Origin of the sequence: Streptomyces sp. NPDC093149 (genome assembly GCF_044754145.1) — a bacterium.
Taxonomy (GTDB): domain Bacteria; phylum Actinomycetota; class Actinomycetes; order Streptomycetales; family Streptomycetaceae; genus Streptomyces.
Window position 1 is genome coordinate 78,949 of sequence record NZ_JBIVON010000019.1, and the last position, 18,724, is coordinate 97,672.

Annotated in this window: 18 protein-coding genes; 10 read left to right on the forward strand and 8 right to left on the reverse strand. The window is 70.0% G+C overall.

Features of this window, described 5'->3' with window-relative positions; all coding sequences use genetic code 11:
* Positions 1–254: 254 nt before the first annotated feature.
* The 3 genes from ACIQCZ_RS35900 to ACIQCZ_RS35910 form a co-directional block, all read right to left on the reverse strand.
* Entirely contained in the window at positions 255–872 is a 618-nt protein-coding gene (locus tag ACIQCZ_RS35900; protein ID WP_402289102.1) for a methylated-DNA--[protein]-cysteine S-methyltransferase, read from the reverse strand.
* Positions 869–1,360, reverse strand: coding sequence for an RNA polymerase sigma factor (locus ACIQCZ_RS35905; protein WP_402289104.1), 492 nt, complete (start codon positions 1,358–1,360; stop codon positions 869–871). Before ACIQCZ_RS35905 ends, ACIQCZ_RS35900 begins: the two co-directional genes overlap by 4 nt.
* A gap of 399 nt (positions 1,361–1,759) precedes the next feature.
* Positions 1,760–2,434: a hypothetical protein gene (locus ACIQCZ_RS35910; protein ID WP_402289107.1), complete on the reverse strand. Its 675-nt coding sequence runs from the start codon at positions 2,432–2,434 to the stop codon at positions 1,760–1,762.
* 250 nt (positions 2,435–2,684) lie between these two features.
* Between ACIQCZ_RS35910 and ACIQCZ_RS35915 the strand changes: the two genes are divergently transcribed.
* The gene (locus ACIQCZ_RS35915; protein WP_402289110.1) at positions 2,685–3,125 is read left to right on the forward strand and encodes a hypothetical protein; all 441 of its coding nucleotides are present in this window, start codon (positions 2,685–2,687) and stop codon (positions 3,123–3,125) included.
* On the opposite strand, the gene ACIQCZ_RS35920 is transcribed toward ACIQCZ_RS35915, so the two are convergent.
* Both ACIQCZ_RS35920 and ACIQCZ_RS35925 read right to left on the reverse strand, forming a co-directional pair.
* Positions 3,035–3,826, reverse strand: coding sequence for a hypothetical protein (locus tag ACIQCZ_RS35920; protein ID WP_402289150.1), 792 nt, complete (start codon positions 3,824–3,826; stop codon positions 3,035–3,037). The genes ACIQCZ_RS35915 and ACIQCZ_RS35920 overlap by 91 nt on opposite strands.
* 1 nt (position 3,827) lies before the next feature.
* Entirely contained in the window at positions 3,828–4,265 is a 438-nt protein-coding gene (locus ACIQCZ_RS35925) for a recombinase family protein (protein ID WP_402289112.1), read from the reverse strand.
* A gap of 100 nt (positions 4,266–4,365) precedes the next feature.
* On the opposite strand from ACIQCZ_RS35925, the gene ACIQCZ_RS35930 reads away from it, so the two are divergent.
* Positions 4,366–5,121 (forward strand): SDR family NAD(P)-dependent oxidoreductase, encoded by a 756-nt coding sequence (locus ACIQCZ_RS35930; protein WP_402289115.1) that lies wholly within the window; start codon positions 4,366–4,368, stop codon positions 5,119–5,121.
* A gap of 243 nt (positions 5,122–5,364) precedes the next feature.
* Here the strand turns inward: ACIQCZ_RS35930 and ACIQCZ_RS35935 are convergent, their stop codons facing one another.
* The gene (locus ACIQCZ_RS35935; RefSeq protein WP_402289118.1) at positions 5,365–6,063 is read right to left on the reverse strand and encodes a TetR/AcrR family transcriptional regulator; all 699 of its coding nucleotides are present in this window, start codon (positions 6,061–6,063) and stop codon (positions 5,365–5,367) included.
* A 137-nt stretch (positions 6,064–6,200) separates the two neighbouring features.
* Between ACIQCZ_RS35935 and ACIQCZ_RS35940 the strand changes: the two genes are divergently transcribed.
* From ACIQCZ_RS35940 to ACIQCZ_RS35955, 4 genes are all read left to right on the forward strand, one after another.
* Entirely contained in the window at positions 6,201–7,775 is a 1,575-nt protein-coding gene (locus ACIQCZ_RS35940) for an MFS transporter (protein WP_402289120.1), read from the forward strand.
* Positions 7,776–8,175: 400 nt separating this feature from the next.
* A complete protein-coding gene (locus tag ACIQCZ_RS35945) occupies positions 8,176–8,553 on the forward strand; it encodes a DUF6204 family protein (RefSeq protein ID WP_402289123.1) in 378 nt (125 codons plus the stop codon).
* A 2-nt stretch (positions 8,554–8,555) separates the two neighbouring features.
* Positions 8,556–9,443 carry an alpha/beta fold hydrolase gene (locus ACIQCZ_RS35950; RefSeq protein WP_402289125.1) on the forward strand — a complete coding sequence of 296 codons (888 nt, stop codon included), beginning with the start codon at positions 8,556–8,558 and terminating at the stop codon, positions 9,441–9,443.
* A gap of 96 nt (positions 9,444–9,539) precedes the next feature.
* The gene (locus tag ACIQCZ_RS35955) at positions 9,540–9,944 is read left to right on the forward strand and encodes an integrase core domain-containing protein (protein ID WP_402289126.1); all 405 of its coding nucleotides are present in this window, start codon (positions 9,540–9,542) and stop codon (positions 9,942–9,944) included.
* Between the two features lie 191 nt (positions 9,945–10,135).
* On the opposite strand, the gene ACIQCZ_RS35960 is transcribed toward ACIQCZ_RS35955, so the two are convergent.
* Together ACIQCZ_RS35960 and ACIQCZ_RS35965 are read right to left on the reverse strand one after the other, a co-directional pair.
* Entirely contained in the window at positions 10,136–11,077 is a 942-nt protein-coding gene (locus ACIQCZ_RS35960; protein ID WP_402289129.1) for a GNAT family N-acetyltransferase, read from the reverse strand.
* 424 nt (positions 11,078–11,501) lie between these two features.
* Positions 11,502–14,084, reverse strand: a complete 2,583-nt coding sequence (locus ACIQCZ_RS35965; protein WP_402289131.1) for a hypothetical protein — start codon at positions 14,082–14,084, stop codon at positions 11,502–11,504.
* A 155-nt stretch (positions 14,085–14,239) separates the two neighbouring features.
* On the opposite strand from ACIQCZ_RS35965, the gene ACIQCZ_RS35970 reads away from it, so the two are divergent.
* The 4 genes from ACIQCZ_RS35970 to ACIQCZ_RS35985 form a co-directional block, all read left to right on the forward strand.
* A complete protein-coding gene (locus tag ACIQCZ_RS35970) occupies positions 14,240–15,403 on the forward strand; it encodes an ROK family protein (RefSeq protein ID WP_402289134.1) in 1,164 nt (387 codons plus the stop codon).
* A 261-nt stretch (positions 15,404–15,664) separates the two neighbouring features.
* On the forward strand, positions 15,665–16,924 hold the full coding sequence (locus ACIQCZ_RS35975; RefSeq protein ID WP_402289136.1) for a Gfo/Idh/MocA family protein: 1,260 nt from the start codon (positions 15,665–15,667) through the stop codon (positions 16,922–16,924).
* Between the two features lie 43 nt (positions 16,925–16,967).
* Entirely contained in the window at positions 16,968–18,227 is a 1,260-nt protein-coding gene (locus ACIQCZ_RS35980; protein ID WP_402289138.1) for an extracellular solute-binding protein, read from the forward strand.
* Positions 18,228–18,333: 106 nt separating this feature from the next.
* A partial coding sequence (locus tag ACIQCZ_RS35985) for a carbohydrate ABC transporter permease (RefSeq protein ID WP_402289141.1) occupies positions 18,334–18,724 on the forward strand: 391 nt, incomplete at its 3' end.

Genomic DNA, 18,724 nt, shown 5'->3' on the forward strand with positions numbered 1-18,724 from the left:
CTCCCTGGGGGTGCGGCGTCTGGGGCGGTCGTGTTCATCGGGGTGCGGGTTTCCCCGGGGAGTCGGCCAGGCCGGTCATGCGCAAGGTGATGCTGACGCGGCCGGCGGTCGGAGCGCAGCCGGCCGGGGCGGTGTCGGGGTGGATGCGGGGCGGGTCTCGACCCGGCCGGCGCGCGGCCCGGCTCCGGCGGCGGCGTCCGCGCCGGGAGTCGACTTCTTCATCTTCGCCCTGGCTTCGACGACGGTGGTGACGGTCATGCCGCGGCCTCCAGTTCCAGCAGTGCGGTCTTGGCTTCCAGGCCGCCGATGTAGCCGCCGAGGGTGCCGTCGGTGCGCAGCACCCGGTGGCAGGGGACGACCACCGGCAGCGGGTTGGTCGCGCACGCCGTGCCGACCGCCCGCACCGCCTTGGGGCTGCCGACGAGCTCGGCGACCTGGCGGTAGCTGCGGGTCTGGCCGTAGCCGATCTGCGGCAGATGCTGCTGGACCAGCTGCCGGAAGCCCTTGGACAGAGACAGGTCCAGCGGCAGGTCGAACGCCTGCCGACACCGTTCGAAGTACTCGTCCATCTCTCGGGCGGCCGTGTCCAGTCGGCCGGGGGCGTGCAGGATGCGCGGGCTGACCTTGTCGGCCAGGGTCTGCAGGACCTTGTCGTGGTCCTCGACCGCGTAGGCGACGCGGATCAGGCCCCGGCCGGTGGCGGCCAGCAACAGCCGGCCGACCGGAGAGTCGACGACGGTGTAGGCGATGTCGACCAGCGCGGCGGCCTGGGCCTCGGCCTCCAGCCGGCGGTGCAGCCGGGCCAAGGTCTCGGCGTCGACAGGAGCCGACAGCACGCTCAGGACGTCATCAGGGGATCGGGTGCCGCTCATGTGGATGCTCCTCTCGTGGTCGCGCCCGGATAGTGTTTTCGTAGATTCTTCAGACCGTCCGCCGCGGCACGCCGCGCCGCCGCGGTGTTCCCGCCCAGGACCGCCGCGATCTCGTCGTACGACATCCCGGCCAGATAGCGGAACGTGACCGCCTGCCGCTGCTTGCCCGGAAGACGCCCCACGACCTCCCACAACTCCCGGTCGTCGGCGCCCGGCACACCCAACGGGCTGGGCGCCTCCGGCAATTCCTCGACCGGCAGCGGCTGGCGACCGGCGACGCGCAGCACGTCGATCGCCTTGCGCCGGGCGATCGTCACCAGCCACGCCTCCACGTTCGCCGTCTCCGACAGCCCCGGCCAGGCCCGCATCGCCGCCAGAAACGTCTCCGACCAGGCGTCGTCGGCGTCATGCGTCCCCAACAGCGCTCGACACACCCGCAACACGGTCGCGCCGTGCTGCTCGACCGCCTTCTCGAACGGCTCCCTCATACTCGCCCTGTCGTAGACCTTGATTCCGAACCGATGTGTTCGAAATCTCAAAGCAGCCGGCCGGTCGCGGCCGGCCCTGGCCCCTCCGGGCCCGGCAGTCTCCGCTCGGCCTTCGGACCTTCGCCGCGCACGGCCGCCTTCTCCACCGGCCATCTCACCTGGAAGACGGTGCGGATGCCGTGAATGTGAGATCCGAATTCACCTGCCGGGGAACAGACCTCGACCTACCGGCGACGCGGTGCTACCGGCACATCCCGGGCGGCGGTCACCCGGGACGATCGCGCAGGCAGACCTCGGGACGGTGCAGCCTGGGCACGGCCACGCCTCCCGGCGGGATGCGGCAGCAACCGATCCGGTGGGAGCCTTCCCGGCGCGGGCCGCAGCCGGAGCCGGTTCCGTTCATCCAACGGACGGGTGCAGGACAGGTACGTACCCGGTGGCCGGCACCCGCACCGTCACCTCGGGGGTGAGCACTTCCACTTGAAGGTCCGAGGCGATCGCCTGCGTTGCGCCGTACCCGGCCATCGACCAGGGCCGCCGGCGCCCCTGCCGCATCAGCCCGATCTCGCCGTCCGGGCGGATGAACGCTCCGTCCGGCAGGTCGCCGGCCACCGCCTGAAAGGTGCGCTGCCGCCCCTCGGGCGTTCGCCGGTCCGCCTGCAGCCTGCGGTCCATCTCCGGCGCGCCGGGCAGGCCGTCTCCCAGGGCGTCGGCCCAGCTCCGCTGAAACCGCCGGTAGTCCGGGACGCGGCACAGCCCGCACGGCCGGTGGCCGGCGGCGAAGGCCGTGGCCTCGTCGAGGAAGTACAGCTCCGTCAGCTTGCCCGGCTGCCACTGAACCCGCCGCCAGCCCTTGAAATCCAGCACACAGCAGACCCAGGCCCGCGTCGACGGCTTGCGGGTCGGCTGGCCGGCGGCGCCGAGCCGCGGGCCCCGGTTCCCCCAGAACAGCCCTCGCCCCGGGTCGGCCACGATCTCGCCGTCGGGCCGCACACGATTGCGTCGACCCGTGCGGACAGGCTCGCCCGCCCCGGCCTGGCTCCTCTGCTCGATCAAGCCTTCTTCCACCGGCATGATGCGCTCCTCGCTTCAACGGACGATCGGCGGGCCGGCCGCGGCGGTCGTTCGCGTCGCGGGCGCTCGGCGCCACGGGGCTGTTACGCCACCGCCTCACTTCCGGTCCCTTGGTACGGGGTTCCGTTCTAGGCTGCCTGCTGTGGATGCTGGACTTTCCGGGCTCATTGGGGCTCTTGGTGGAGGTTTCATCGGTGCTGCTGGGGCATCACTGGCTGCGTGGATCGCCTTTCGTGGAGCCCGCTACCAGGTGGACCGTCAGAACGCAGCTGCACACGAGCAGTGGCTTCGTCAGATTCGCCGAGACTTGTACATCCAGTTCACTGCCTCTTGCCGGGCTTGCTATGAGCAGATGCGCGTCGCGGTGAACGATGACGGGCAGGTCGATGCGGCGAAGGTCGATCTGTGGGTGGAGGCGGCGGAGGCCGTGACTGAGGCCTATCGGGCGATGGAGCTTGAGGCCCCCGACCCGTTGGTACGGCTCGCGGAGCTTCTCAGGAACGTGAGCGCCCCGGACCGGTCGGTCGTGGAGGCCGCGAGAGCAGGTGGGTCGCTCTCGATCCAGCACAGCCTTGAGGAGGAGCAGCGGTTGATCCGGTACTACGAGCTGGTGAAGCGGTTCGTAGTGGAGTGCCGGGAGTCTCTCCAGGGCGAACAGCCGCCCGGCTCTTTCAGGCCCATCAGGCTCTGAGAGCAGTGTCTGACGGTGGCGGTGTCGTCCCCAGATGTCGGACGAAGCGCGTCCAGCGGTGCCGTCCATGAGCCGCGGTTGGGTCCGAGCGCGCAGACGATGTGCAGGGTCGACTCATCTGGCTCGGCACCGGGCTTGTACTGCAGCCGGGCCCAGAAGTCGGCGTCGGCCGGGCGCTGCACGTACGTGGGGTCGTCGGGGGCGAAGTCGTACGGCGATGCGTCCAGGCGTTCCGGGAACAGGCCGAGCGAGCGGGTGCGGGCCGGCGCCGCTTCGCAGGGCCGACTGCTGCCGACGTAGAGGTACTGGTCCCAGCCGACGTGCACCGCGAGCGCTCCCTCCGTCTCAAGGCGGCACCAGGCGCCGCTGTCGCGGAGCATGGCCCGGACGAGTTCCAGGCCGACGGCGATCGGCACCAGCGCGCCGTCGTGGAAACCGGTGGGGCCCGCCGGGAACAGGTTGGCCAGGCCGTGGTCGTCGACCGGTGGCTCCAGGCCGAAGTGGGCGAAGCCACTGAGCTGCGGCTCGCGGATGGCCAGTTGGTCGACGCCGGTGTCCCCGGCGAAGGCGGCAACGGCGTGCAGGTAGGCGGCTTCCACCGGTCCGTGGTCGCTGGTCGCGGGCTCGGTGCCGGCGTAGTGGCCGTGCTGATCGCGGTCGGCGGGGTCGTACTTGGTGACCCGGTAGACGTAGGGCAACACGTCACTGCCCGCTGGAGGTCGAAGGCGCGGGTGCGTTCCGGTGGTGTTCAAGGACGCGGTAGACAGTGGCGCGGCTGACGGAGCAGAGTTCGGCGAGGACGGCGATGGTGTGCTCGCCGGACTGGTGCTGCTGCACCAGGTGGCTCTGCTGGCAGGCGGTGAACTCGGGCTGCTTCCCCTTGAGTTTGCCCTTGGCCCGCGCCACCGCCATTCCTTCGCGGGTGCGCATGCGCAGTAGGTCGACCTCGAACTCGGCGAACGTGGCCGGGATGTTGAAGAACATCTGGCCCATTGGGTCGGTGGGGTCGTAGAGGGTGCCGCCGAGCGAGAGCTTGACGCCGCAGGCGGTGAGGGAGTCGCGGGCGTCGGGCACCGAGCGTGCGAGTCGGTCGAGCGCAGGGCTCGAGAACCCAGGGTTCCATGGCCGCCCCGCCCCCATTGTTGAAGATTGAACGTGACGTCTGAATACCGCCGGACCCGCAGGGCGTTCCGGTCTTGGATTGAGCGTGTCCAAGACCGGAACAAGGAGTTCTACGGAGATGACGATGAACGGTGCGACGACGCTCGACGGCAAGGTGGCGCTGGTGACCGGCGGCGGCCGGGGGATCGGGGCGGCGGTCGCGCTGCGGCTGGCCGAGGACGGCGCAGACGTGGCGCTGACCTACCAGGGCTCGGCCGAGTTGGCCGAGGAGGTGGTCGCCAAGATCGCCGCGATGGGGCGGAGCGGCTGGGCCGTCCGCGCGGACAGCGCAGACCCGGAGGCGGTGCGCGGCGCGGTGGCGGCGGTCGCCGAGCGGTTCGGGCGGCTGGACATCCTGGTGAACAACGCGGGTGTCGGCGCCGTCGGGCCGATCGAGGCGGTGACATGCGACCAGATCGACCGGGTGCTTGCGGTGAACGTTCGCGCGCCCTACCTCTATGCCCAGGCGGCGCTGCAGTACCTGGTCGAGGGTGGACGGATCGTGAGCATCGGCAGCTGCATCGCCCAGCGCGTGGCCTTCGGCGGAAGCGCGCTCTACGCGACCAGCAAGGCCGCGATGATCGGCTTCACCAAGGGCATGGCCCGGGAGCTCGGCCCGCACGGGATCACCGTCAATCTGGTCCACCCGGGCCCGATCGACACCGACATGAACCCGGGCGACGGCGATTCCGCCGACTTCCAGCGCGGCTTCACCGCGCTCGGCCGCTACGGCACGGCGGCGGAGGTCGCGGACGCCGTCTCATACCTGGCCGGCGAGAGCGCCCGATACGTCACGGGCGCGGAGCTGGCGGTGGACGGTGGCTTCGCGGTCTGACCGTGGAACCGGCCCGGCTTCGACGACATATGGGGGAGCGGTCGCCATGGGCCGGCCAGTCCGACGTGGGCGCTGACCGTACACGGCAATGGCCACGCTCGGACCAAGGGAAGCGGATCCGCTGCCCGTCGCCGACGTCCAGCAGGCCCTGTGCGTACGGCGCGTCGGAGGAATACGGCTCGGTCATCGGCGACTCCCCGGGAACGTGCGGCCGGGTGCCGGGCGAGCCTCCTCGCCGAGCCGTCAGTGCCGGTCCTGTGGCAGCAGGGCCGCCAGGCCGTCCAGGATGCGCTCGACGCAGAACCTGAAGCGGGCGTCGAAGTTCGGCTCGGTGAGGTCCCCGGCCAGCTCGACCAGGTTGGGGAAGACGCCGACAGGCAGGGCGCGGAAGCGGTCCCGGACCTCGGCGACGACGTCCAGGCGGCTGGCGCCGCCGGAGTGGGCGGCCGACATCGGCGACTGCTCCTGCAGCACGAAACCCTGGACGAAGGAGCTGAGCAGGTAGGAGGCCAGGGCGGCGTGCTCATCGGAGAATCCGGCCGCGCGCAGCCGGTCCAGCTGGTCCTCGAGCAGCTGGAACTGGTGCGGACCCGGGGCGAAGCGGCCGGCGATGATCTTGACGGCATCGCGGTTGTCGTTCAGCAGTCGACGGTAGCGCCAGCAGTAGCCGCTCAGCTGGGCCCGCCAGTCGCCCTCGCGGGGCGGCGGCTCGGCCGAGGCCATGATGGCGTCGTTGAGCAGGTCGAGCAATTCCTCCTTGTTGCGGACGTGCCAGTACAGCGAGGCCGCCTTGACGCCGACCTCGGCGGCGACCTTGCGCATCGACAGTCCGGCCAGGCCGTCCCGTTCCAGTACGCGTAGTGCCGCCTGGGCGAGGGCTTCCCTGGTCACGGCGGGTGTTCCGGCATGGTCCGCCGGTGCGGCGGTGTCGTTCTCCGGCATGGCTGTGTGGACGCCTCCTAGCGGTGTCGTGGGGGACTCCGGGAATCCCATTTGCAATCTAACACCGTTAGGTGCAATCTGTGACTGCCGAAAGCGCCCCTAACGCCGTTAGGGACCTCGGAGTCAGGAGGGAATCCATGGAGGAGTTGAGTCCACGCCGCAAGCGGCTCGCGTTGCTCACGCTCTGCATCACCATGTTCATGTCCATGGTGGACAACGTCATCGTCAACAACGCCCTGCCCCGCATCGGGCAGGACCTGGACGCCGGCATCAGCGGCCTGCAGTGGGTCGTCGAGGGCTACAGCCTGGTCTACGCCGCTCTGGTGCTGACCGGTGGTGCGCTCGGCGACCGCTACGGCCGCACCCGGGTGTTCCGGCTCGGCCTCGGCCTGTTCACGGTCGGCTCCGCAGTGGCCGCCCTGGCCGGGTCGATCGGCGTGCTGGTCGGTGCCCGGATGCTCCAGGGCGTCGGGGCCGCGCTGCTCACCCCCGGCAGCCTCACCCTGCTGCGGCACGTCTTCACCGACGAACGCGAGCGCGCCAAGGCGATCGGCACCTGGTCCGGGGTCTCCGCGCTCGGTCTGTCGGTCGGCCCGGTGCTCGGCGGCCCGATGGTCGAACACCTCGGCTGGGCCAGTGTGTTCTGGATCAACGTGCCGATCGGCGTGGCCGGACTGCTGCTGGCCGCCTGCGTCCTGCCGGACATCGCCGCGCGGCCGCGCCGGATCGACCTGGCCGGCCTCGCGCTGTCCGCCGCCGGCCTGGCCCTGATGGTCTACGCGCTGATCGAGGGCCCCTCCCGGGGCTGGACCGACACCCGGGTGCTGGGCTGCGGAGCCGCGGCCGCCGTGCTGCTGGTCGCCTTCCTGCTGCTCGAACTGCGTCTCGCCGAGCCGATGCTGGAGCTGAGGCTGTTCCGTGACGGCCCGCTCGTCGGCGCGATGCTCAGCGGGTTCATGGTCAGCTTCGGGATGTTCGGCGCATCGTTCTTCCTGCCGCTGATGATGCAGGGCGTGCTCGGCTGGTCCCCGGCCGCCGCGGGCTACGCGGGGCTGCCGATGACCGCGATGCTGGTGATCGCCGCACCACTGGCCGGCCGGCTGACCGCCGTGTACGGTCCGCGGCTGCCGCTGGTGTTCGGCCTGGCACTGTGCGCGGTGGGCCTCGGGGGCCTGTCGCTGTACGGCGACAACGCCCACTACCCGGCCTATGTGTGGACGCTGTTCGCGATGGGCCTGGGGATGGGCATGACCTTCACCCCGGTGTCGATCGGAGTGATGCAGCGGGTCTCCCCGGCGCAGATGGGGATGGCCTCGGCAACCATCAACACCCTGCGCGAACTCGGCGGCGTACTCGGGATCGCCGTGCTCGGCGCCGTCCTGACCAACCGGATGAGCGACTCGCTGACCTCCGCCCTGCGCGGCCTCGGTGTCGCGCCCAAGGATCTCGGCTCGATCGCGGACGCCCCGGCCGGCGCGTCCTACGGGTCCGACGGTACGGTGCCCGCGCTGCCCGGGCCGGTCCAGGCGGCGGTGGACGGCGCCTTCCTCGACGGCATACACGTCGCCGTGCTCAGCGGAGCGGGCGCGCTCGCCGCCACCGCCGTCCTGGTCGCCGTGCTGCTCGGCCGCGCCCGGCCGCTCGCCCCGGCCGGCTCCTCCGGCCGGCCGCAGCCGGAGGAACTGACCGAGGCCCGCTCCGCCCGAGCCTGACACAGTCGGAGATCTTGACGGTTGCGGTCAGCTTCGACCCGGTCGCCGACCGATGTTCCCCGGCCAGGCGATGACCATGGCCGGCTCCGGTGGCTTCGCACGCATGCACCTTGGCCGACGACAACATCAAGATCGCCTCGATGCCAACCGCCCTGGGCCTGCTGGGAGTGGGGACGGGATTCACGATGGCACCGTTCTTCAACGGCCCAGGGCAGTAACGACACGCTCCGCCGGACACACGGGACGGTGATTGTTGGCCACCGCGAACGGACGCGGGCCGTATCGACACGCCCGGAGATCAGCGCACAGCGCAGGCGCCCGCGCCGCTCACTTCCATCCCGCACCCAGGCAGCAGAACGAACAAAGCAGCCACACAGCAACTCACAAAGGTAGGGCATACATGACAGTGAGGACATACAGAGCTCAGGTGACAGGCCGGTTCGACGGGCTCGAACAGCCGCTCCGCGCACGACTGCTCGCCGAGCAGCGCGAGCATGACCTGCAGTTCGCGGCCTTCACCGAGGACGGAACCTTCACGTATACACCGACCCTGACCAGATTCACGTTCCGCTGTCGCATCGAAGCCGACGCGGACACCGCTGTCGAGGCCGACGAACTCGCCGCAGTGGAGGCCGAGGTCATGGCAATCGACTACCTGACATCCGAAAAGATCCCGTTCAAGCACCTGAGAACCACCACGACCTGCTTGGACGACGTAAAGATCAAACGCCCCCATCCCCAAGGGCGACGCGACCAACACCACGTTCACGAGGAGTAAGCGTGCCCATCGCCGACGTCCCTTCTGGGGCTTCTGTCGCCTACGACACCTTCGGCGACCCCGCCGATCCACCCGTCCTGCTGGTCATGGGCTTCGGAGCCCAGATGATCTCCTGGCACGAGGATTTCTGCCACATGCTCGCCACGCGAGGGCGCTACGTGATCCGCTACGACAACCGCGACAGCGGCCTGTCCACCAAGTTCGACGCCCATCCGGTCGACATGACGCGGTTCATCGAGACCGTGAGCGCCGGCGACATCCCCGCTGCTCAAGCGATGATCCCCTACACGCTGCAGGACATGGCCGACGACGGCCTGGGCCTGCTCACCGCCATGGGCATCACTCGCGCCCACATCTTCGGCTCGTCGATGGGCGGGATGATCGCTCAGACCATGGCAATCACCCACCCCGAGAGGTGCCTCACCCTGACCTCGATGATGTCCTCCACCGGCGAGTCCGAATACGGACAACCCAGCCCCGCAGCCCAGCAGGTGCTGTTCGGCCCCAAGCCCGCAGACCGTGCCGGATACATCAACGCATCCGAGAAAGAAGCCATCTGGGCGTCCCGGCGTTACACCGATATCGACGGCATCCGAGAACTCGCCGCCCGTAGCTACGACCGCGCGTACTACCCAGCGGGCACAGGCCGTCAGCTCGGAGCGATGATCCTCGGAGGATCGCGCGCCGAAGCACTTACCTCCCTCACCGTCCCGACCCTCGTGATCCACGGCCTCGACGACACCCTCATCGACCCGAGCGGAGGGAAGCGAACAGCCGAACTCGTGCCCGGCGCGGAACTGCTCCTGCTCGCCGACATGGGCCACGACCGACCACGAGAACTCTGGCCCGCAATCATCGACGCCGTGGCTGCTCACACGACGCGCACGTGAGCAGGACACGAGCACTCGAGCCGACGGATCCGGATCCTGGGCGCCACCGCGCATCCCACCGCGTCCTGGGTGGCGCAGGCGGCGAAGAACCTCGTCATGGACCTCGAGGACGCGGGACGCCACGCGCGCCACATGATCCGGGACCGGGACGGGGAATTCCCCGCCTTGTTCGACGCGATCCTCAACGGTGCGGGCATTGAGGTCGTGCTCACCGGAGTCCGCATGCCCCGCATGAACCCAATCATGGAGAGATGGGTGCAGACCTGCCGGCGCGAGCTGTTGGACCGGACCTTGATCTGGAACCGGCGGCATCTGCTCCACGTCCTGCGCGAGTTCGAACAGTTCCACAACTCCCACCGACCCCACCAGGGCATCGCCAACGCCCGCCCACTGCGTCCCTTGCCGGCGCCGATCACCGATCCGGACCAGATGGCCCGCCTCGACATACGGCGACGCGACCGCCTGGGCCACACCCTCCACGAGTACCAGCATGCGGCCTGAACTGGGCGGATGAGGTTTTCGGCAGGCGTAGGGCCGGCAGGCCGGAGTGGGGCTGATCGACGAGTGCGTCGGTCGGTTTCCGTGAACCCGCGGGGCTCAGGTCGAAGTGCGCCCGGTTCTGGCCGAGGTCCCGGTGATGTGCCCTGCTGAGTGGACGGCAGGCAAACGCATCGGGCCCTGGGACTGCTGGCTCAGAACGAGTCGCCATGCCAGTGGGTTGCTCCCGTGGCCTGCAAGGTGGCGCGTATCGCCTCCGGCGGGGCAAGGAGAGAGCGGGCCATACCCACCGTCTGCGTCCGCTCCCGGGCCTGACCCTGGGCGAGGAGCCGGGGCAGGGCAGCGCGGACGGCTGGGTCCTCGGGGAGGTGGGCCCGGCCGACTGCGGCGCCCGCCGCACGGGCCCGGCGGGCCACCGCAGCGAGCAACTCACCGAGGGCCGCCGGTGCGGCTTCCGTCACCGCGCACTCGCGGACCTCGACGGCCTCGCCGATGTGCCGGGTCACGGTGTAGCCGACCGCCGTCCCCCCGTTGTCCTCGGCGATCAGCCATTCGGCGCCGGGGCCGTACCAGGCGGGCACGCGGTGGATCCAGTCGTCGGCCGTCCGCACCGCGGTGAGTGGGCGTGCGGCGTTGAATCCGGCGTGCAGTTCTGCCAGCCGCGGGGCGTCGGTCGGGGTGGCCGCACGGATGCGGAAGCGGGGCTCGGGTGGGTCGGCAGTGGCGAGCGGGCCCTCGGCCCAGGAGGTGCGGAAGCCGGTCCAGCCCGAGCGCTCGTAGACCCCGGGAGTGGCCGTGAACAGCAGGGACCATGCGCAGGACTCGGCGGTCATGGCCTCGGCGGCAATGGTGAGCAGTCGGCGAACCAGGCCCTGGCCCCGTGCCTCGGGGCGGGTGGCGACATTGCCGATACCGCCCACCCGTTCGACCCGGCCGTGGGCGTCGCGGAGCTGCCGCGGCACGTAGCAGACGACGGCGTCGACCGTGTCACCGCGCGCGGCCACGAAGGTCCGACGGTGGCGGTCGGGGTCCAGGGCGTGCAGCGCCGGGAGGTGCGGGGCGTCGAAGCAGATCGCCCATAGCGCGTGCACGGCTGCCTCGTCGGCCGGGACGAGGGTGCGCAAGGTGTGTGTCATGGCGTCAAGTCTCCTTCTGTGCTGACCCGGTCACCAACGGGTGGCAGAGCTGAGTGTCGTACGCCGCGTACGCGGCGGGGCAGATGAAGCGCATCCGGTGCATCTGTTCGGCGAGCACGCCGTCCACGATGATCCGGGCCCCTTGATGTACGCGCCCCGGCGTCCGAGGCGAGCAGCGGCAGCGCGCCCACGTTCTCGTCGGGCACCGAGGAGCAGCCGAGCGGAATACGCTCCCGGTAGGCCGTCTCGAACTCGTCGCGGTCGAAGGGGAACGCGCCGTCGATCGGGGTCCGGACCGTGCCGAGTGCGAGGGTGCCGGCGGTGATGCCGTGCGGTGCGAGTTCGACGGCGAGGGCCGAGCGCCGCATCGATGACACCGGGCCACGGCGTACGGTCGCCGTGGCCCGGTGTCCGCGCGTGGGTGTCACCCGCGCCTGGTCTGTTGAAGGCTCACCGCGTCGACGTATCCGGTCATGAGGTTCCACGCGGACGAGTACAGCGAGACGCGGACCGACGCCGTACCAGGCGGAGCCGTACCACTCGCCTGCGCGTCAATCCAGCGCCGCTGGTCCGCGCCGCGGAGCGGTGCGCTCGCCGTCCGGCCGACCGGCTGGCCGGCCCCGTCGAGGAAGCTCAGCAGCAGCACCGAATCGTCGGTGCTTCCGTCCTCGATGTATACCTTGGCACGAGCCCGGTAGTACGCCCCCGCGGCAGCCGGCACCGGCTCACTGGTCAGCTCCGCCGACGCCTCGGGGCCGCTTTGGGCCGCATCGACGATCTTCATGCTGCGTCTGCCGGTGTACGCCCGCTCTTGGGAGAGGGCGAACAGGGTGCCACCGCCCTGCCACCCTGGGACGGCGCCGTCGCCCCGCGGCGCCACCTCGAAGCCGGCGTTGTCGACGGCCACGGCGCCGGTCAGGCCGTGGCGCACCGGGATCATCCGCAGCCGGGACTCCGCCGTCTTGCCGAGGAAGTAGACGTTCTCGTGGCCGTCGGCGTCCCGGGCCAGGGTCATGAAGGCGACCTCCTCGTCGTAGTCGCCGAGTGTCACGTGGTCCATGGTCTTGGGGTCCACAACGGTGAGCTTGCTGGCCAGGGTGGTGTACAGCAGGCCGTCGGCGCCCCAGCGGAGGTAGACCGGCCGCCACATGCCGTAGTTCTTCACCTCGGGGTAGACATTCTTGTACTTGACGACCTGGAGGGTGTCCGGGTCCATTGCGAACAGGAATCCGTCGGCCGCGCCCCACAGCAGGCCGTCGCGGCCGAAGCTGAGACCGCTGATCATCTTCGGGCTGTCGAGGCCGGGGAGGTCGAGGGTGAACTCCTTGATCTTGCGTTCGCCGGCGACACCCCAGACGAACATCTTGGCCTCGGACTCGGTGGCGTCGGTCCCCAGACCGCCGTAGACGGTGGTGGAGCCGTAGATCCGTCCGCCGCGCTGGGCGAGCCCGGCGACGCTCTGGTTGTGGACGATGTCGGGGTAGGTCTTCTTCTCCCCGTCGTCGGGGTCGTAGATGGTCAGCGCGCCGCCGAGCCTGCCGTAGTCGGGGATGGAGCCGATGAGCAGCTTGCCGGCGTGGGCCTTCATCACGTACGGCCGGTCCTGTTCGGAGCCGAGACGGAACTTCTCGGAGACGGCCGGGGTCGCCTCGTCCAGCTTCGCCGAGGAGATGATGCCTCCGGGGTAGATGCCGAAGTACATCGTGTCGCCCAGGCCCGCCATGCCCTCGGCCTGGCCCATCGGGAAGCGGGTGGTGCGGCCGGTGCGCGGGTCGAAGCGGGACCCGGTGCCGCCGGGGTAGCCGCTCATGAACAGCGTGCCGTCCGGCGCCGCCTCCAGGTTGTGCAGCGGGTTCGGCGCGCCCTGCACCACCGAGGGCAGCGCCTTGCTCCGCCGTGACGCGATGTCGAAAGCGGTGATCCTGCCGCCCGACTGCAGGGTGACGAGCGAGGTCCCGGGGAGGTCCGGATCATCGAGCGGTATCCAGGCGGCACCGCGCAGCGAGGTACCGAAGGCGATTCCGGTCGAGCGGGACTCCAGCGTCGCCGTGTCGATCTCGTACAGCTCGCGGTTGTTGGTGACGTACACCTTCCCGTCCCGCGACTGAAGCTGGTTGAAGGAGAAGGCCCCCGTGTCCGAAGGCGTGTTCTTGCCGACGGACTTGTCGCTCCACTTGCCGGCGTCGAGGTCGTAGAAGAGCAGCTTCATCTGCGGGTCGGCGAACTTGACGAACAGCCAGCCGTCGACGACTGCCATGTCGTAGGCGAAGGGCACCTTCTGGGGCTCCACTCCGAGGAGCGCCGGGACCTGGTCGGAGATCTTCGTCTTCGTACCGGTGGCGGTGTCGAGCCGGATGACGTCACCGACGGAGCCCACGCCCGCGTAGACGGATCCGTCGTGGTAGGCGATGGAGCGCACGTACTGCTGGCCGGGCACCATCTGCCCGTAGTCGTGGAAGTCCTTGCCCTGCGGGTCGTATCTGAACACCTTGCCGTTGGGGAAGGTGCCGATCCAGACGTTGCCCTTCGGGTCCGTGGTCATCGACCACAGCGACTTCTCGCCCGGAACGGTGCCGAGCTTGCGCACTTCCTTGTCGGCCGGGCTGTAGCTCCACAGCTCTCCCGTCTGGCCGCCGGTGATGGCGGCGATGTAGACGGTACCGTCGGGGCCGATCGCATGCCGCCAGGACTGCTGCACGCCGGGCAGCGTGAACGAGCGCAGCAGCCGGTTGTCCCGGATGTCGATGACGTTGAAGATCGCGTTCTCGGCGGAGACCGTCGCGTACATCGTGGGCCGGCCGTCCTCCGTGCCCACGACGGCGTCGTTGATGGAGACCGTTTCCTGCTGGACGCCGAGGTCGGCCTCGGGACCGAACCACGTCCGGTCCAGTGCCGATCTACTGGTGCCGCCACCTCCCCGGGCCGCGGCCAAGGGTGCAGGACCCGCGACCAGAACGGTCAGGGCGAGCAGCAGGATGAGGAGCGGTCTAAGGCGATTTCGGGGCACCGTGGTCCTTCCAGGTTATGAGAGTCTTCCTCATAAGTAGGCGTTCTGTTCGCGGACTTTAGCGACCTCAGCGTCCACATGACGCTTGACCATCGCAATATTTTCGTGGACTCTCTGATTAATCCCTACGGCTGAAACGACGTCAAGAGGACTACATGGACGCATCCCGACCCGTCGGCGGTGACTTGGCGCAGCTGCGTCGGCTCAACGCGTTCGGCGCGCTGCGGGCACTGAGAAGTGCCGGCGCGCCGGTGACGCTGACCGAGCTGGCCACGCTCACCGGTCTCTCCCGCGCCTCGGCGGAGGACCTCGCCACCGAGCTGGCCGACCAGGGGTGGGCGGCCGAAGTCCCGCCCGCGCCCGGCTCGGTGGGGCGGCCGGCCCGCCGATACCGGTTCCGGGCCGAGTCCGGTTACGTCTTCGGGCTGGACATCGGCGCCCACAGCGTCCTCGCCGTGCTCGCCGACCTGTGCGGCACAGTCGTCACCACGGCCCGCCGAACGGTGCCGCCGGACATCCGGCGCGCCGACCGGCTTGCCGCCATCGGCGACGTGATGACCGAGTGCCTGGACGACGCGGGAATCGACTCCCACCGGATCTGGACGATCAGCGCCGGCACCACCGGCGTCGTCGGCCCGGAGGGAGACGTCGTACTCGCGGGAGCGGCCGCCGACTGGACCGGCGTACGGCTCGCCGAGCACCTGGACGAACGCTGCGCCGGGGCGGTCCTGGTGGACAACGACACCCGGCTGGCCGCACTCGCCGAGCAACGCCTCGGTGCGGCACGGGACATCGAGGACGCCGTCTACATCCACGCCGGTCTCGGCCTCAGCGCGGCGCTGATCATCGGCGGCCGGGTGCACCGGGGATACGGCGGCGCGGCGGGCGAGATCGGCAGCTTCCCCGTCACGCCCTGGGCGACCGCCGCCACCCGCCTGGCATGTTGTCCCGCCGTCCCGCCCGACGTACCCCCGCGGAACGCCGCTGCCCATGTGCTGGCCGCTGCCCGCCGGGGCGACACCGTCGCCGTGCGCGCCGTCGACCGCTACGCCAGCGACGTGGCCCTCGGCCTCGCGGCCATGGTGCTGACCGTCGACCCGCAACGGGTCGTGCTGGGTGGGGGACTGGCCCAGTCCGCCGACGTCCTGCTTCCCCGCCTCCGTGATCGTCTGGAGCCGCTGTGCATCCGGGTCCCCGATCTCCAGCCGTCCTCGCTCGGCGACGACCGGGTCGCGCTCGGTGCGATCTGGCGAGCCGTCGAGCACGTCGAGACGACGTATCTCGCGCACAACCGGCGGCCCACGGAGGCGAGCCCGTGAACGGCCGTTCCGGACCTCCCGTCAACGACCCGGGCAGCGCGTGTTCCGGATCGCAGAGACCACTGCACGGTACGCCTTCCGGCTTTCAGGCGGCCCCGGTACGCGCCGTATGCATCCGCAGCCGGCCCCTGTCAGCTCTCCGTACCCGGTAACCGTTGACGGCTGCTCCGCGTCCAGGCATCGCCGCGGGAGACGCCTCCCGGCCCCACCTACGCCTTGTCCGTCGTGTGCCTCTCCTTCACCTCCAGGGAGCTCTTGGGAATGTCCATGCACCTTCCGATATCCGATCGGCCCGTCCGCGTGGCTCTCGTCGGCGCCGGCAACCGTGGCCTCACCTATGCCGCGTGGATCAAAGCCCACCCCGAACGCGCCCGCCTCGTGGCCGTGGCCGATCCCCGGCCGGCGGCCCGCGCCGCGGCCGGGGCGGAGCTCGAGTTCGACGACTGGCGGCCGCTCGTCGAGGGGGACGCCATCGCCGACGCCGTCATCGTCGCCACCCAGGACCGCAATCACGTCGAGCCCGTCCTGGCGCTGGCGCGGGCCGGGTACGCGATCCTCGCCGAGAAGCCACTGGCGCCCAGCGAGGCCGAGACACGCACCCTCATCGAGGGCGTGGAGAAGGCGGGCGTGCTCTTCGCCGTCTGCCATGTCCTGCGCTACACCCCCTACACCGACCTGGTGAAGGAGGTTGTCGGCTCGGGCGTGCTGGGCGAACTCGTCAGCGTCGAGCACCTGGAGCCCGTCGGCTGGTGGCACTACGCGCACTCCTACGTCCGCGGGCCCTGGCGCAGTGAGCAGGCGTCCTCGCCGATGCTGCTCGCCAAGTCCTGCCACGACCTGGACTGGATCTCCTACGTCACCGGGGAGCGCATCGAGCAGGTCGCCAGCTTCGGCGGGCTCAAGCATTTCCGGCCCGAGAACGCCCCGGCCGGTGCCGCGGAGCGCTGCCTGGACTGCGCCGTCGAGGACGGCTGCCCCTACTCCGCACTCAAGCTGTACGTGCCGACGCTGCGCGAGCACGGCTCCGTCTGGCCGGTCACCCACGTCACGGACTCCACGGACGAGACCGAGTTGCTGACCGCGCTACGCGAAGGCCCGTACGGCCTGTGCGCGTACCGCGTCGACAACGACGTGGTCGACCACCAGGTCCTCGCCATGCAGCTGTCCGGCGGCATGACCGCGACGTTCACCATGGTCGCTTTCACCGAACAGACCGACCGCCAGACACGGATCTTCGGCTCGCACGGCTGGCTGCGCGGCGACGGCAAGCGCGTCACCGTCCACGACTTCCGCACCGACGAGGTCACCGTCCACGAGGTCGACACGAGCGGTTCCAACGCCGCCGAGGGACACGGCGGCGGAGACACGGCGTTGGTCGATGCCTTCGTCCACGCCGTCGCCACCGGCGACCCGGCCGCGGTCCGCTCCGGCACCAAGGCCACGCTCGGCAGCCATCTGGCGGCCTTCGCCGCCGAACGCGCCCGCCTCACCGGCTCCGTACAGAGCGTCCCGGTGCGCTGACGAGCAACACCGTTCCCCGCTCATCCCCAGGAGGTTCCCGCTCATGTTCCGTATCGCCCGTCGCCGGCCGAGACCCCGTGCCGTCACCGTGCCGCTGCTCTCAGCTGCCCTCGCCACCACCGTCCTCGCCGGCTGCGGATCCGGGACCGGGGACGGCAGCAGGACCATCACCATGTGGACCTACCCGGTCATCTTCGACGAGGCCAAGAACAAGGCTTACTGGGACGGCCTGGTCAAGGAGTTCGAGAAGAAGCACACCGGGACCGAGGTGAAGGTCGAGACCTACCCGTGGGCCAACCGCGACACCGCACTCGCCACCGCCATCGGCGCGGGAAAGGGGCCGGACGTCGTCTACCTCATCCCGGACCAACTGCCGAAGTACGAGCGGAGCATCGTGCCCGCGGACCAGTACATGCCGGCCAAGGCCAAGGCGGACTACACCAAGTTCGCCCTTGACTCTGTGACCGTCGACAGCAAGGTGCTCGGCACCCCCGTCCTCACCAGCGCCAACCCGCTCATCTGCGACAAGCGCGTCTTCAAGGCCATCGGCGAGAGCGAATACCCCACCACCTGGGACGAATTGGCCGGCCTCGCTCCGAAGCTGAAGAAGGAGGGGTACTACGCCACCAGCTACAGCGGTGACACCCAGCAGACCCTCAATATGACCTTCTACCCGTTGCTGTGGCAGGCCGGCGGGGACGTCTTCTCCAAGGACGGCTCGAAGCCCGCCTTCAACAGCGCCGCCGGCGTCAAGGCGCTGACCTACCTCAAGGAATTCGCCGACCGCGGCTACACCGACAAGGACCTGGTCACCACCACGCCGAAGGTGGAACAGACCCCGGTCGCCCGGGGCAAGGTCGCCTGTACCTGGCAGAACACCCCGGCGGACGTCGAGCCGTTCTGGGGCAAGGAGAACATCGCAGTCCAGCCGCCGCTGAAGGAGACGGCATCGGTCGGGTACGGCACGGTCGGGGCGCTGTCCATGCTCAAGGGGGCCGACGTCAAGGCGGCCGGAGAGTGGATCTCGTTCGTCGCCGAGGCCAAGAACGCCGCCGGACTGCAGAAGCAGTCCGGTACCTTCCCGGCCCGCACCTCCGCCGGGAACCTCTATACCGACGACAAGATCCTCACCGCCGTCGCCGACACACTCCCGGCCATGGAGGCCGGGCCGCTGGAAGAGAAGTCCCGTGAGGTGATGGGCGTCCTCGCCCCGGAGATCCAGGCCGCGATGCTCGGCAAGAAGTCTCCCCGGCAGGCCCTCGACGACGCTGCCAAGGCGGCCGGTCCGCTGCTCGGTCGCTGACCCCGGCGCCCCCGCCCGTCCGCCGAACCACACGCCCGGCGGACGGGGGACCACCGCTCCCCGCTCCCTGCACCCCGCACCCCGACCCCGCACAGAGGAGGTCACCGTGGCAGTCGTCGCGGAACCCACCCGCCCAGGTCGCCGCAGCGGGCCGCTGGCGCGCCATGAGGCCCGCATCGGTCTGCTCTTCGTCCTCCCCTGCCTGCTGCTCTTCCTGGCCTTCCGCTTCGGCCCCGCCGTGGCCGGAGTGCTGATGAGCTTCACCGACTACACGCTCACCGGCGGCGGGCATTTCACCGGTACCGCCAACTTCCGTCGGCTGTGGGCCGATCCGCTGTTCTGGCAGGCGCTGAAGGTCACCGTTCTGTACACCGTGCTCGCGGTGCCGGGCACGCTGATCGCGTCGGTGTCGCTGGCGCTGATCACCCGCCGTGCGTTCCGCGGCGCGAGGTTCTTCCGTTCGGTGTTCTTCCTGCCGGTCGTCACCTCGCTGGTGC

What these genes read in the sequence shown, in the direction of transcription:
- ACIQCZ_RS35900 (WP_402289102.1), bottom strand. Translation starts at nt 872, where the DNA reads ATGAGCGGCACCCGATCCCCTGATGACGTCCTGAGCGTGCTGTCGGCT.
- ACIQCZ_RS35905 (WP_402289104.1), bottom strand. Translation starts at nt 1,360, where the DNA reads ATGAGGGAGCCGTTCGAGAAGGCGGTCGAGCAGCACGGCGCGACCGTG.
- ACIQCZ_RS35910 (WP_402289107.1), bottom strand. Translation starts at nt 2,434, where the DNA reads ATGCCGGTGGAAGAAGGCTTGATCGAGCAGAGGAGCCAGGCCGGGGCG.
- ACIQCZ_RS35925 (WP_402289112.1), bottom strand. Translation starts at nt 4,265, where the DNA reads ATGGGGGCGGGGCGGCCATGGAACCCTGGGTTCTCGAGCCCTGCGCTC.
- ACIQCZ_RS35930 (WP_402289115.1), top strand. Translation starts at nt 4,366, where the DNA reads ATGACGATGAACGGTGCGACGACGCTCGACGGCAAGGTGGCGCTGGTG.
- ACIQCZ_RS35935 (WP_402289118.1), bottom strand. Translation starts at nt 6,063, where the DNA reads ATGCCGGAGAACGACACCGCCGCACCGGCGGACCATGCCGGAACACCC.
- ACIQCZ_RS35940 (WP_402289120.1), top strand. Translation starts at nt 6,201, where the DNA reads ATGGAGGAGTTGAGTCCACGCCGCAAGCGGCTCGCGTTGCTCACGCTC.
- ACIQCZ_RS35945 (WP_402289123.1), top strand. Translation starts at nt 8,176, where the DNA reads ATGACAGTGAGGACATACAGAGCTCAGGTGACAGGCCGGTTCGACGGG.
- ACIQCZ_RS35955 (WP_402289126.1), top strand. Translation starts at nt 9,540, where the DNA reads ATGGACCTCGAGGACGCGGGACGCCACGCGCGCCACATGATCCGGGAC.
- ACIQCZ_RS35960 (WP_402289129.1), bottom strand. Translation starts at nt 11,077, where the DNA reads ATGACACACACCTTGCGCACCCTCGTCCCGGCCGACGAGGCAGCCGTG.
- ACIQCZ_RS35970 (WP_402289134.1), top strand. Translation starts at nt 14,240, where the DNA reads ATGGACGCATCCCGACCCGTCGGCGGTGACTTGGCGCAGCTGCGTCGG.
- ACIQCZ_RS35975 (WP_402289136.1), top strand. Translation starts at nt 15,665, where the DNA reads ATGTCCATGCACCTTCCGATATCCGATCGGCCCGTCCGCGTGGCTCTC.
- ACIQCZ_RS35980 (WP_402289138.1), top strand. Translation starts at nt 16,968, where the DNA reads ATGTTCCGTATCGCCCGTCGCCGGCCGAGACCCCGTGCCGTCACCGTG.